Here is a 13,136-nt window from a genome sequence, read left to right on the forward strand (position 1 = left end):
GGTTATTTCTTCATTAATTCATCTACAGTCTCTTCTATAGAATATTCAAAATACTCTCCCTGCTTATTCTTATTACGCATAAAGAGTTTATGGGAATACTTAGGGCAGTTTAGCTTCAAAAAAGAGTAATAATAATCATCTAAATACCACTTAAACTGTTGTTCAAAAGTAGTGCCTTCTGTCTCTTCAGAAACATCAAATACCTTGAGAATAGTCACTATCTCAGTTATCTCTTCTCCGCTAATATCCTTTACTACTAAAGGTTCAGGTAATGCTATTCTAAAGGATAGCACTTCTACCCCTTCTCCTTCCCAATACTCCCATAAGTCATACCTAGACATATCTTTCCCAGTCAGCTGATGTAACTCACCCTCTACTCTTTTATATTCAATAAAGTCCTCATCTCCATACTCATCACAGAAGTCAGTATATCCTAATACAGCTTTTAGCACTATCGGATAACGCTCTTCTGCTACCTTCATTTGAGGAGCTATTTCACTTCTTAGACTCATATCATTCGTTTTATACTGAGACGCAAAATATTGACGTCTCTACTTTATATTTATTGCGTAAATATACTTCAACATATTGCGTTGGCGCAGATTTGTAATCTGTGCCGTGTATATAACCATTGTGTGCCAACAGAACGTGACACGCAAAATATTGACGTCTCTACTACGTTGGCGCGGATTTGCAATCCGTGCCATGTATATCCACACAGAATATCACGTCACAACAACCACAATACCAGCGTTGGCGCAGATTTGCAATCTGTGCTATGTACATAACGTTGTGTGCCAACAGAATGTGACACGCAAAATATTGACGTCTCTACTTTATATTTATTACGTAAATATACCTTTCGACATAATACCAGCGTTGGCGCAGATTTGTAATCTGTGCCGTGTACACCACCCCGACTTCATGTACATAACGTTGTGTGCCAACAGAATGTGACACGCAAAATATTGACATCTCTACTTTATATTTATTGCGTAAATATACTTCAACACATTGCGTTGGCGCAGATTTGCAATCTGTGCAGTGTATACCCCATGCCGAAGGCAAATAATTCGATTACTATGATAAAAGCAAATCATTATTAATATATTTTACACCTTATTTTTGAGAATAACTCAATAAAACAAGGCATATCTAACCTGAGGATTATATCCGTATTATCCTCTATTTTTGTTTCTAATTCAATGTATGATGTTTATGCTACTTGTCGTACCTCATAAGCTTTTTTATTCCTAACACAAGAACATATACGCTGTACAAGCTTGTTTCTAACATTGTTTAAAACAAGCATCTTATGCTTACCTTCTCCAACTTTCCTCTCGTAATAAGCCCTTATCTCTGGGTCCCATCTAACAGCTGATAAAGCACAGAGATGTAAAAGTTTTTTAAGCTTTTTATTAGCCATAAAGTGTACTTTAGCTTTGCCTCTTACACTTTTACCTGAAGTATATTCAAAAGGGACAACACCACAATAAGATGCTAATTGTCGAGAGTCTTCAAATGATGTAAACGCATTGGTATAACATATTAAAAACATCGCTGTAATATCTCCAACACCTCTTACAGAAATCACACAATCAAATATCTCAGATACCTCTTGATTTTCTCTAATAAGAGTATTTAACTGTTCTTCAATCACCTTTATAGCGTTCTCTAAAGCCTTGATAATAGCCTTATCATTTTTAGACAAAACCTTGTACAGTTCATCATTAAACCCCTTAAATTCGTTGGTTCTTACTTCTATAGCTGTCTTATGAGCTATACTCATCTCTCGCTGTCCCAATAGAGCCTGAATCTTATTCAATACAGCCTTTGATGCTTTAAAGAGCTTCGCTTCTTCTTGATTTTTCTTAGCATACAATGCTATCCTTTTAGAATCTATCTTGTCATTCTTTCCTCTTTGTATTCCACTACTTCTTATAATTCTATAAGCCATTTCTACCCATAGATTACAATTCTTTGAAAGCAAAATATCTACTAAAATATTTTTATAAATACCTGTATGCTCCATACATATCAATGTTTCCTCTACACAACATCCTTCGCTTTTCATCCACTTCATAAATTGATCAACTCCCGTTTTAGTGTTTTCAAACTGATTGTGTTTACAAGAATTAGCATCTACATAAATAGCTACATCAAAATAATCTTTGGAAATATCTATTCCGATAAATTGTGTAAATTTGTCCATATGATAATTATTTAAGGCAACCTGTTACTAAAATATCATCTAAACCTTAATACTAGACCTCGACGTCTTAATTACTAGTCTGATACTCTTTAGTAAAATCAATAAAGTCCTACTCGAATTTTAGGGCGTTATCCTTGTAATTCGTCTGGTTCACTTTGTTGATTAGGTTGTTTTATTTATTCTCTACAATATTATCATATTCTCAGTTAGCAAATCTAAAGGTCATTCGTAATTAAGCGAACTGTCCTCGTAGTGTCACTGCTATTTTCTTCGTAGCGCTCACCTTACTCCACTCTTCTATCAAGGCAATAACTGTTGGGTTAGTCACCTTAGCATTATTTGTATGAAGTACCTCTCCATATTGTTCTAATAGAGTCTTCAGACCTTTAATAGGACTAGCTCCTAATTGCTCTAAAATACTCTCTATGAATAACTGCAAAGCTTGGTTATGTTGCACACTCACATTCATCATAAACCCTTGTATAGAATCGGTCAGACGCTTAATCGTCACATATTCTTTCGCCTCTACTTTACCGATGATATGACCTACTTTTTGTTGATCTAGGCGAAGTGCCTCCTTGATCCAATACTCTGCTACGAAAGCACGCGTTACCTTATCATCGCATATCAACGCAAGTCCAAAGAACAAATAGAATTGCTCTGAGAAGACCACATTATTCATTTGCAACAGATACGTGAACATCCCTTGTAGTAATTTCTTCTCTGCCACTTCGAAGGTAGCACTACCACCATAATGCAGGCATTTCTCTACCACAGCTAAGTAAATAGGATCTAACTGTCTAGGATTAATAGCCAATAAAGACTCGTTTAAATTCACTTTAGTATCTCTAATCTGGTACATGATTAATCCCATTAGATTTGCAGAGCCCATACGATCACCTACCTCTGTCTTTGGCATCGCTTTATTAATACGACTAAAGATTAAAGACAAATTAATATCATACGGTATCTGCTCAAACTTCAGTTTCTTATGCGTAAATACCTTATCTATCTGCGTCTTCGTTTTATGATCCCAATCCTTATACGTATGAGATTCTTCTATCACTTCCCAGTTTCCTAACCAACCCGCACAGTATTCTTGTTGCTCTTTGGTATAGTGCTCATTTGTCAAGCTTTCTAAAGGTTGATGAGGGTACTTTAACGCTGCCGCTAACCTCCATACATCATAATAATCTGCTGATTCTTCTTTTACCTCTCCATTACCTAGGTAAAACTCAAATATGGCTAGCAACTCCCCTTTTAGTTGTTGCTGAGCTAGTGTCAACCCAGCCTCTTCTGTATTTTTATCTATACGCGCTAAGGCAATCTGTAAATCCACTGCATCTACTAATTCTCCCTCTTTTTGATAAGCTACTAATCGATCTACCAATACCCTACTATCTATATAAAAAGGCTCATGAGTAGGCAAACTCAATATTGGAAAAATACGCTTCTCTTTCACCAATTGTAAACTGTAGTAATACACCGTCAGATAAGGGCGCAAAGCAGCATAATAATAACTAAATCGATTACTTGCCTCTAACTTTACCTCTCCTAGCGTGATTCCACTATTGGTATATATCTCTGCCTTAGCATATTTGTGATACAGCTTGTCTAATGCTGTAGTCTCTATAGTAGGATCTGCAATCAACATACGCGCCCACTCTAACAGCCAAAAAGCCATAGCATTTTGTATTGTAGTTGTTGACCACAAATCTTTAAAGGTCTTAAACACTTTATCAAAAGCAGGTAGTAACTGATCGATGTGCTCTGCTTTTAATTCTCCTTGAAGTCTAATAATCGCATCTATAGTTTGCTCAAAGGCGTAGTCACTCTCCAATGTCTTCCAAGCCGAACAATGGAAAATCAAATCTTCTACTGTCGCAATAGCCTGAATAGGCACTAGCTCCGCCTCTCCCTCTTCTAAAGCCTCAGCAAGCGTTGCACTCTCCTGCACACTCATATATCCACTAAACAACGTCTTCGTCTCACTCATCATCATCTCTTGATAAGCTTCTAATTGCACTGCCAGCTCCTCATTAGGTTGAGCATATTTCACGATTTGCTTCGCTATTTTAGTCTGCATCGCTTGATCCTGTATATGCAAAGCCCCTACGATAGCAACAGCACTCGCCTCCTTATAGGTAGGATGTGCTTTATCCAATACAGCCACGATACGCATCGCCTTATTGATCGTCGCCTTAACAATACTACTCATTAATATAGGCAGACTATTGACAAAAGCCTCTACGTGAAAAGCCTTGTCCTTCGCTATTTTAAACAAGATGTCCAATGCTTCATTGACCACCTTAGACAATGGACTGTTCAACAATTGGAAGATATCCTCCTGAAACGACAAGATCTCATGATCAGCAAGAGATAATTTACTTAACAAATTCACATTCCATCCACACAACGCTTGATTCGTATGAGTCAATGCTCCTTGAATAACAGTCTGTACAATGCGTTGTTTATCTAATCGTCCTTGTTCTATTAATGTTGCGATCACCTCATCCCATGAGTGGTAATTAATATTCACTTCATGGTCAAATAAATACCAAAACTCCTTCTCTAACAACTCAGGGTATTGATCAAATAATTCAACCTTACTTGCATTGACCATCACAGTCGCCCAAGTCGCTTCTGTCAATGGGATCTTAAACACTCCTTTCTTATAAGACTCATATAAATAGCCTATCTCGTTAAAAGGCGCTCTCACCCATCCTTCTCTAGCCGAATCATTGATATAATCACCTAACCAATCAGGCACATACCAATCCAATACTTGCTTAAACTCCTCCTCACTAATAATCCATATTCCCGTAAAATCTTTATATGTACAACAAGCCAATACCGCCACACTCACAGCTGATCGCTGCTCACTATTTCCTCTATATCCATACGAATTCCTATTGCCAACCTCTGGTACATACTCTTGATAGTATTTCCCTAGCTTAGAGATCTTCTTAGTGTACTTAAGCCTTTCCTCTAAAGGAGTTTCCTTAAGTAAGAGAAGTAATCTTCTAGTATTTCCTTTTCTTACAAACTCTTCTAATTCAGTATAAAATATATCTTTACTCATAGCGATTCTCTTGTGGTTTTGTTGTTTTGGTATGCTGTGTTTTTATAATCTCACTTTCAAGACCGAAAGATACAATTTTACAACCTAAAATAAATAACGGAATAAAGGGGTTTAAATAACAATATTACAGTTTATATCCTCCCTCATCATTATACCTACTTCTTCAAGACCGCTACAACATCTCTTCAAGATTCCTTCAACAAACAACCACTTAACTAGAGCATTCTTGGGGAAATGTTGAAGAAGTGTTGAAGGAAATCACTCTATGAAGCGTATTTACTGGGTTTAGGATAGGTTGATTATTTTATATTTTTATGCACTTTAATCACAAGCATCTAATTATAAGCAAGATATACAAATAAGGTACAAATAAAAAGCTATCCATTTTTAATGGATAAGAGGCTAAAAGAAGTTTTATAGACTAAAAACAGCTTGTAATTATAGTTAATTAGGGTTGATTAGGTTTTTTTAAAGCAATTGAGGGGTGTATTTAGTAAAAAACATGCTTGATTATACTGTAAAGATGTATTTAATGCATCCCTACCTTTGGGTGCCAACATTGGGTGCCGAATGGACGTGGTATATATCGTGGTTACTGGGAAGGATGTATGTAATACATCCCTACCATTGTGTGCCGAAAGGATGGGATTCTTCACAGGCTCAGAAGGACATAGCATACAGGGTATAATGGTTCTCATCTTGCCGAAGGCACACATTCCTAATTCCTAATTTTTAATTACATTTCATCTTTCAACTGCTTAATATACTTCTCTCTATCTGGATAATCAATGCGTTCTAGATAATCCGTTACTTCTGATAGCCATTCTTCATTAGACTTAATCTTTACTCGGGCTACTGTCTTCTGTTGGAAATAAGGCCTATCGTCAAAAGCCTGAGCCAAATGCTGATTCATTGACGCTGCTGTTTGTGGGCTTACGGGTTTACCCTCTGATTTAGCTAAAGAGTGTAATATTCCTCGCTGGTAATCAGGATTCATGATTGCTTCTTTATACTCTCCTGAATAAGCTAATACTACTGGGATTTCTTTCTTTTCTAAGATAGCAGCTCTTAGTCTATAGTTGCCATCTATAATCCAGTATCCTCCAAGAGAGGGGATGTACCATGCGAATATAGGAGGTAGTGTTCCCTCTATCGTTTTCTTGCGCCACCACTTTAGGCGACCTGAGTGTTCATCTACTTTACGCGAGTACAGTAACTCCCTATCCCAACGCGCATAAGTAAATGCATCAAAGTCATCTTCTACTGCTACAGTAGTTCCATAATTAGGAGGAGATGCAAAGTCTTTATATCCTTCAAACAACCAAATAGAGTCATAAAAGAAGTGCTTATCTGATGACACCATTTCTTCTGCAAAATAGCGAGACCACGACTTTAGTCTTTCTTCAGTTGATAGCTCTTTGCGCTTCTCTACTTCTTGGGAATTGATATTCTTAATCAGCCTACTCTCCTCTTCGAAAGTTCTTACTAATCCTATATCACAGAAGTCTCTACTGATTAGTCCCCACATCACTGGTTTATCTTCACAGACCAACTTCATCTTCCAATTCGAACCACTCAATAATTGCATGGTAGGAGGTTTTAATCCTTCTACGTTTAATTCTAATGCTTTCCATTGCTGATGTTCATCTGTGATATCTTTCCAATAATATTTCATGGGGTGTTTTTTATTGAGATGGTAAAGGTAAGGTGTTTTTATTGAAATGGGTGCGAAGTCTGGAGACTTCGCACAGCATACAAGACGTGATAACGATTGTGTGACACGCATAATATTGCGTCTCTACATGATATACCATCCTAATTGCCGAAGGCAAAAACTGTAAACCGTTAACTGTTAACTGTTAACCATTAACTCAAACCTTCTCTTTCCTTCTACCTCGTAATCTAACACTTCTACGAAGCCGATATTCGCCATCATCTTTAGAGACTTTTCGTTTCCACTACGAGCGATGCCCACAATAGTAGTTACCTCAGGTTCATTAGCTTTGATATACTCCATCAAGCCCTCTGTTCCCTCTTGTCCATAACCATACTTCCAAAAGTCTCTCCCTATAGAAAAGCCAATCTCTACAGCTGCAGGAGATTCAAAGAAATACATTGCTGTTCCGATTAACACATCCGTATCTTTCTCTATCACAGCCATTCTCATCTTAGCTCTGTTTTCCCATTCTTTATGAGCTTGAAGCACCATATTCTCTGCTTCTTCTATAGTCTCAAGAGGTTTACTTCCTCTGTATTGCATCGCGTCTTTATCAGAGTAGATGTATAATAATTGTTCTTTATCTTCTATGACTAATGGTCTAAAATATAATCTGTCCATGGTATCGTTAATTTGTTTGTTGTTTTGGTTCTTTGTATTCTCTTTTTTCGACTAGGCTTGCTCCTGCTTCTACACTTAATCTTGCAAATACACGACTAGATAAGATGGTGATAATTCCCATGACTAAAAAGGTGTATCTAAACACGTCTATTCCTTGATCATTTGTCCCAATACTGCTATTTTGGAACATCACTAAGATCATCGCTGAGATAGATATCCCTAGACTGATGGCTAACTGTTGGGTAACGGATAATAAGGTGTTTCCCTCACTTGAAGTATCATTGTCTAAATCTGCTAATGCTATGGTATTCATAGAAGTAAACTGTACTGCATTAAATGCTCCGTTGCAAATCATCAAGATTACTAATATCCACATTGGGGTATTTTTATTGATAAAGAAGAAACAAGAGATGATTATTCCGGTCAATATTGTATTGACAATCAGTGTGTTTCTATATCCAAATTTGCGTACAATAGGAATGACAAAGTTTCTAAAAACAAGGTTGGCTCCTGCCTGTGGTATCATCATTAACCCTGCAAAAAAGGCAGAATACCCAAAGCCAACTTGTAGTAGTAAAGGTACCATCAGTGGCATTCCCCCTACTCCAAATCGAGTAACTAGATTGCCTATTAGCCCTACTCTTAGTGTTTTTATCTTTAGTAAGCTTAATCTGATAAGGGCCTTAGTGGTTCTCTGTGCGTATCGTATGTATCCTAATACACAGATAATCGTTAGTACTCCTAATAAGATTAGAGTTGTCGCTGTAAATTGGGGAGAGTTCCATCGTTCGATAATCAGCGTAATGGTGGTCAATCCTCCACTGATTAATAGCCATCCTTTTAAGTCAAATTTGCCAACTGTATTGGTAAAATTAGGAACAACCTTTCTCGCCCAAACCATAGCGACAATGCCAACAGGCAGATTAATCAAGAATATCCAATGCCAAGAGAACTTCTCTACTAAAAAACCTCCTGCAGTAGGTCCTAACATTGGCCCTATCAATGCGGGTATGGTGATAAAGTTAATGATACCTAGTAATTGATCTTTTGGATAGGCATAAATCAGTATTAACCTCGCTACTGGTACTAACATAGAACCTCCTATGGCTTGGAATATACGAGCTAAAACGAGTTGATCTAAGGTATTCGCTATAGAACAAAATAAGGATCCTAAGGTAAAGATACCAATGGCTAACATCAGCATATTACGTGTACCAAAGCGGTCTGCCAACCATCCACTTAAAGGGATTAACAGGGCTACTGTCAAGGTATACGATACGATAACGCTCTGCATCTCTAAGGGTGACTCTCCTAAACTTCTAGCGATAGAGGGCAATCCTGTGTTTAGGATAGTACCATCTAAGGCTTGCATAAATATAGCTAACGCAGCAAGCCAAGGTAAATACTTTTTTACCTTTGGGTCTTCAACGATCCCTATTTCCATAATGTTGTAATACTAAGATTAATTAATTCGTCATCGCTGTTGTAGTAGAGCTAACTTTAAATAGACCACGAGGTAAAATGAATAAAATACAATGCTCTTATACACTATATAAAGTTGCTATCACGATGATAAACAAATATAAATAATCCAATCTATTCTCTCAGTTGTCCTATGACAAGTTCGGTCTAAAGAAATTACAAAAAGACCTCAGCTCTAACAGCAAAATCATAGCATTACATCAATTAATATACCGAATAGAAGTATATCTTATTTTTTATACAACGAATTCGGTTGAAGCTCATTTGTATAATTTAGTAAAACTTTAACCCTGAACAACTGATAAGTAAACATGCCTAAGGAATCCTACTTTACAATAGCTGATTTATACTGTCTAATAGGGCTAAATATACTAGTCAAAAGGTTTGTTTACAACACTATTCTATAAGGATACCAATCAAAAGAGGTCTCATGAAGTGCAAAGAAATGCGTTGGCAAGACTAGTCCGATAGCCTCTAGCCCTTTCTGTAAAACGGTAGTATCTTCTAATTCTTTTATTTCGGCACCAATCATCTGTTTATACTCCCCTGTCAATTCATCAAAGTAATACACCTTCATCTCTCCATCGAAAACTACTGCTATTTCTTCATCTATATCCCCTCCCCACATCTCACACTTATAGTACACGAAAGGTTGTTTTGTCTCTTCATTTAACTGTTGTAAGAAAGCGAGTAACTTACACTGTTCTAATGTAAGGTTCAAAGACAATACCATTGGAACAATCTCTATATGTTCTAAGAATTGCCATTTGTTCTTTTTATATTCAGCATAACTTGCATAAAACGCATTGGCCTTATCATCATAGGCTGTTCTACTCATAGAAGGATTGATAACGAATAGTCCATCCTGAGGTAGGCTGTGTTTAATATGCTTTCGTTCGTGATGTTCATTCTCAAAGAAAATTTCTCTGGTCCATTCGCTTCTGATTCCCTTTTCTAGTGTATCTATATTGAATAATCCTTGTCTTAATTCTTCTATTTGTTGCAATCGTTCTATCACTGTGGTATTTGCAATAGTGTACACCTGTTCTGCGCTCCAGCTCATAGTATCTATTTTAGGCTAAGATACAATTATCCGTTTTTACCTAAAATAGGTTTGCTAAAAATTGTCTTGCTAATCCTTTGCTTTATTTGTAACTTGCTGTATAACAAAACAACACTTCACTATTCTTATGGTACAGTCTCAATATAGTTCAAGAATTATCAAATTATTATTGATTTTACTTATTATTGCTTTAGTACTTTTTACCCTATTTTACTTTATGGCAGATGATGCACAGAGTGGCCATGTTGGCTTCAAAAGTCATTATGGCTTCGTAGGAGGAGTTACCTTAGGGTTAGTCTTATTTGTATTTAGTTTTTCATTAACGATGACGATGGTCAAGGATATCACAATCCAAGAGAATGATATCTTAGTCAGAAACCTTATTGGAAGCAAAAAGAAATTTTACAAACCAAATACAGTATGTGTGCTAGCACATACTAAACGAGTTTTTCTAGGAGCTACAGAATACATCGTACTTCAAGAAGGAGAAAAAAGCACAAAGATATTTGAGTTTAGTTATAAAAACTTCGAAGAAATAAAACAACATCTCAATATAGATGTAGAAGGAAAAAGGAGAGAATAGTGTCAAAAGCACTACCTCTCCTTTTTTCTTAAAAATTCTTTTTTAAAAAATACGAAAACACACTAAAATGAGCGATAAAAAAGATAAAATAACGATAGACAACTATCTAGATAGTCATTATATCAACCGAAGTAATTGGCTTAGGGCAGCTGTCTTAGGGGCTAATGATGGTATTATATCTGTATCGAGTTTAGCGATAGGTGTTGCGACAGCTAGTGCATCAAGAGAATCTATACTACTTGCCACAGTGGCAGGGCTAGTAGCTGGTGCATTATCGATGGCTGCTGGAGAATATGTATCTGTAAGCTCTCAGACGGATATAGAGAATGCGGATATAGAAAGAGAAGCAAAAGAACTTGAAGAAATGCCTGAAACGGAATTAAAACTTCTAGCACAAATCTATGAGCAACGTGGATTAAAAAAAGAAACGGCTATGCTGGTGGCTATTGAGTTAACTGAAAAAGACGCTCTAGCCGCTCATGTGAGAGATGAATTAGGGATTAATGAAATTAATCAGGTCAATCCTATGCAAGCAGCTCTAGCCTCGGGCGCTTCATTTACTATCGGTGGAGTACTCCCTCTTGGGGTAGCCCTATTAGCACCAGTAAGTGAGATGGAATACTGGTTATATGGTTTTACGATTGTTTTTCTAATAACATTAGGGGCATTATCAGCGAAGACTGGCGGATCAAGTATCAAAAAAGCAGTACTCAGAATCGTTATCTGGGGATCTATAGCCATGGGACTATCTGCTCTAGTAGGTTATCTCTTTGGTGTAAATGTATAAAATACTCCTTGCTGTAAATACAAAGAGAACTTAGTAGTGGTACTAAGTTCTCTTTATATATTAATCAAACTTTTCTAAAAGTTCTAAATAGCTACTTATTTCTATACCCTAAAGGAGAATCTCCTATATGTAACTTAAAAAAGCGATTGAAGTACGAAATATTATCAAAGCCTAGTTCATAAGCACATTCTTTTACAGTCATATGGCTGTGTTTTAATAAATACTGAGCCTCTAGTAATAGACGTTCGTGTATTAACTGAAGTGCAGTCATCCCTGTCTCTTCTTTTATGACTTCTGTCAAATGCTTAGGCGTAATACCCATCAAGTCTGCATACTGTTGTACGGTTTTGAGCCCTTTAAACTTCTCTTCTAAGTGTTGTTTAAAAGTATAAGTCAATTGGTACTGTCTATTCATCCCCTTGTGAAACCCTAATAGACAATACTCACAAGCTCTGTTGTAATCATACAATATCTCGATCAGCTTCAAGCGAATGATATTAAGGTGATAAGGTCCCTTAGTGTCCAATTCCCAAGCTAGATTATTAAAGTTCTGTAAGACTTGTTTAAAAGAGTCTTCTAACTTATACATAGGTGGATAATCTGCATTTAAGAACAGCAACTCATCCACAATCATCTCCTTGACATAATTGCGGTACAAAAAACACTTCCTAAAAAAAATCTGTAAGACTCTAAAATCATCTGAAGCCTGTCCTCCAAGATAAATTACTTCTGGTGAAATAATAGACATAGAGCCCTCGTGAATGGTAAACTTATGGTATCCTACTTTTAAATCTATATGTCCTCTAGTACAAAGTATAAGTGTGTAGTAATCTTGCTTTTGAGGAGTAGTTAATACGAGATTATCTACTCTTGTATAAAAGTCTATTTCTTTATTTGTTTCTAAACCAACTGTCTTCATCTTCCCTTCTATTTTATCAGACTACAAAATAAAACTAATTAGCAATAGGAGTCCTTAATATTACCTTAAATTCCGTGTTTTGTACTATATCTTCCGACTAATTGTACTCATATTATTTAAGTATTCAAAATTACTCTATGGACTTATTTCGTAAATAAACCATCTAGATAAACACATGCAATATACATTTCGAACTACTTTATTAAAGATAGCTTAATTTCTAATATTTAATGGTGTTATCCACTTTATATTCAGTATATTTATCTACAAGAGAGTAGTTAAAGTTATTTAGAAAATGTCAATATGCCTATGAAACCAATTAGAACGGAAGAAGATTATCACATGGCTTTAGTTAGATTACAGCTATTAAAAGATGCTAAGCCTAATACTCCTGAAGCAGATGAATATGAAGTTATAAATATTTTACTAGAACATTATGAACGCGAAAATGCTCCTATGGGAATGCCAGATCCTATAGATAGTATCAAAATATTTACAGAATATTTTAAAGAAGATCCTGATAAAGAAGAATAATATCTGAAAACGCTTACTTAACTGTAAGCGTTTTTTTTTATCTCCTTCAAAAAAACGCACCTCTGTAATTAATTACAGAGGTGCAGAGGGTGATAAATTAATTAAAAACATTACTATATATAACCTAATTACATAG

The 13,136-nt window shown here is 36.1% G+C and carries 11 protein-coding genes; 3 read left to right on the forward strand and 8 right to left on the reverse strand.

The annotated features are described in order from the left end of the window. Window positions 1–2 precede the first annotated feature (2 nt). The 7 genes from MYRA21_RS17110 to MYRA21_RS17145 form a co-directional block, all read right to left on the reverse strand. A complete protein-coding gene (locus MYRA21_RS17110) occupies window positions 3–512 on the reverse strand; it encodes a hypothetical protein (RefSeq protein WP_039330020.1) in 510 nt (169 codons plus the stop codon). Between the two features lie 704 nt (window positions 513–1,216). Further along, window positions 1,217–2,212: an IS110 family transposase gene (locus MYRA21_RS17115; protein ID WP_006258619.1), complete on the reverse strand. Its 996-nt coding sequence runs from the start codon at window positions 2,210–2,212 to the stop codon at window positions 1,217–1,219. 232 nt (window positions 2,213–2,444) lie between these two features. Next, entirely contained in the window at window positions 2,445–5,294 is a 2,850-nt protein-coding gene (locus MYRA21_RS17120) for a DUF6493 family protein (protein WP_039330022.1), read from the reverse strand. 736 nt (window positions 5,295–6,030) lie between these two features. Beyond that, the gene (locus MYRA21_RS17130; RefSeq protein ID WP_039330026.1) at window positions 6,031–6,969 is read right to left on the reverse strand and encodes a ParB/Srx family N-terminal domain-containing protein; all 939 of its coding nucleotides are present in this window, start codon (window positions 6,967–6,969) and stop codon (window positions 6,031–6,033) included. Between the two features lie 177 nt (window positions 6,970–7,146). Next, window positions 7,147–7,632, reverse strand: a complete 486-nt coding sequence (locus MYRA21_RS17135) for a GNAT family N-acetyltransferase (protein WP_039330033.1) — start codon at window positions 7,630–7,632, stop codon at window positions 7,147–7,149. A 7-nt stretch (window positions 7,633–7,639) separates the two neighbouring features. Then, entirely contained in the window at window positions 7,640–9,076 is a 1,437-nt protein-coding gene (gene mdtD, locus MYRA21_RS17140) for a multidrug transporter subunit MdtD (RefSeq protein WP_006264050.1), read from the reverse strand. Window positions 9,077–9,502: 426 nt separating this feature from the next. Then, entirely contained in the window at window positions 9,503–10,177 is a 675-nt protein-coding gene (locus MYRA21_RS17145; RefSeq protein WP_039330034.1) for a hypothetical protein, read from the reverse strand. A 127-nt stretch (window positions 10,178–10,304) separates the two neighbouring features. Here MYRA21_RS17145 and MYRA21_RS17150 point away from each other — a divergent pair, with 127 nt between their 5' ends. Both MYRA21_RS17150 and MYRA21_RS17155 read left to right on the forward strand, forming a co-directional pair. Continuing rightward, entirely contained in the window at window positions 10,305–10,760 is a 456-nt protein-coding gene (locus MYRA21_RS17150; RefSeq protein WP_006261552.1) for a hypothetical protein, read from the forward strand. Between the two features lie 67 nt (window positions 10,761–10,827). Beyond that, on the forward strand, window positions 10,828–11,547 hold the full coding sequence (locus MYRA21_RS17155) for a VIT family protein (protein ID WP_039330036.1): 720 nt from the start codon (window positions 10,828–10,830) through the stop codon (window positions 11,545–11,547). 91 nt (window positions 11,548–11,638) lie between these two features. On the opposite strand, the gene MYRA21_RS17160 is transcribed toward MYRA21_RS17155, so the two are convergent. Continuing rightward, a complete protein-coding gene (locus tag MYRA21_RS17160) occupies window positions 11,639–12,466 on the reverse strand; it encodes an AraC family transcriptional regulator (RefSeq protein ID WP_006264053.1) in 828 nt (275 codons plus the stop codon). 309 nt (window positions 12,467–12,775) lie between these two features. Between MYRA21_RS17160 and MYRA21_RS17165 the strand changes: the two genes are divergently transcribed. After that, window positions 12,776–13,000, forward strand: a complete 225-nt coding sequence (locus tag MYRA21_RS17165; RefSeq protein WP_225602624.1) for a hypothetical protein — start codon at window positions 12,776–12,778, stop codon at window positions 12,998–13,000. Window positions 13,001–13,136 lie beyond the last annotated feature (136 nt).

The organism is Myroides sp. A21, from assembly GCF_000807225.1.
Lineage (GTDB): Bacteria > Bacteroidota > Bacteroidia > Flavobacteriales > Flavobacteriaceae > Flavobacterium > Flavobacterium odoratimimum.

Excerpts from the sequence above, each read along its gene's own strand:
- MYRA21_RS17115 (WP_006258619.1), bottom strand. The coding sequence starts at position 2,212 with ATGGACAAATTTACACAATTTATCGGAATAGATATTTCCAAAGATTAT.
- mdtD (WP_006264050.1), bottom strand. The coding sequence starts at position 9,076 with ATGGAAATAGGGATCGTTGAAGACCCAAAGGTAAAAAAGTATTTACCT.
- MYRA21_RS17145 (WP_039330034.1), bottom strand. The coding sequence starts at position 10,177 with ATGAGCTGGAGCGCAGAACAGGTGTACACTATTGCAAATACCACAGTG.
- MYRA21_RS17135 (WP_039330033.1), bottom strand. The coding sequence starts at position 7,632 with ATGGACAGATTATATTTTAGACCATTAGTCATAGAAGATAAAGAACAA.
- MYRA21_RS17155 (WP_039330036.1), top strand. The coding sequence starts at position 10,828 with ATGAGCGATAAAAAAGATAAAATAACGATAGACAACTATCTAGATAGT.
- MYRA21_RS17150 (WP_006261552.1), top strand. The coding sequence starts at position 10,305 with ATGGTACAGTCTCAATATAGTTCAAGAATTATCAAATTATTATTGATT.
- MYRA21_RS17130 (WP_039330026.1), bottom strand. The coding sequence starts at position 6,969 with ATGAAATATTATTGGAAAGATATCACAGATGAACATCAGCAATGGAAA.
- MYRA21_RS17120 (WP_039330022.1), bottom strand. The coding sequence starts at position 5,294 with ATGAGTAAAGATATATTTTATACTGAATTAGAAGAGTTTGTAAGAAAA.
- MYRA21_RS17110 (WP_039330020.1), bottom strand. The coding sequence starts at position 512 with ATGAGTCTAAGAAGTGAAATAGCTCCTCAAATGAAGGTAGCAGAAGAG.
- MYRA21_RS17165 (WP_225602624.1), top strand. The coding sequence starts at position 12,776 with ATGAAACCAATTAGAACGGAAGAAGATTATCACATGGCTTTAGTTAGA.
- MYRA21_RS17160 (WP_006264053.1), bottom strand. The coding sequence starts at position 12,466 with ATGAAGACAGTTGGTTTAGAAACAAATAAAGAAATAGACTTTTATACA.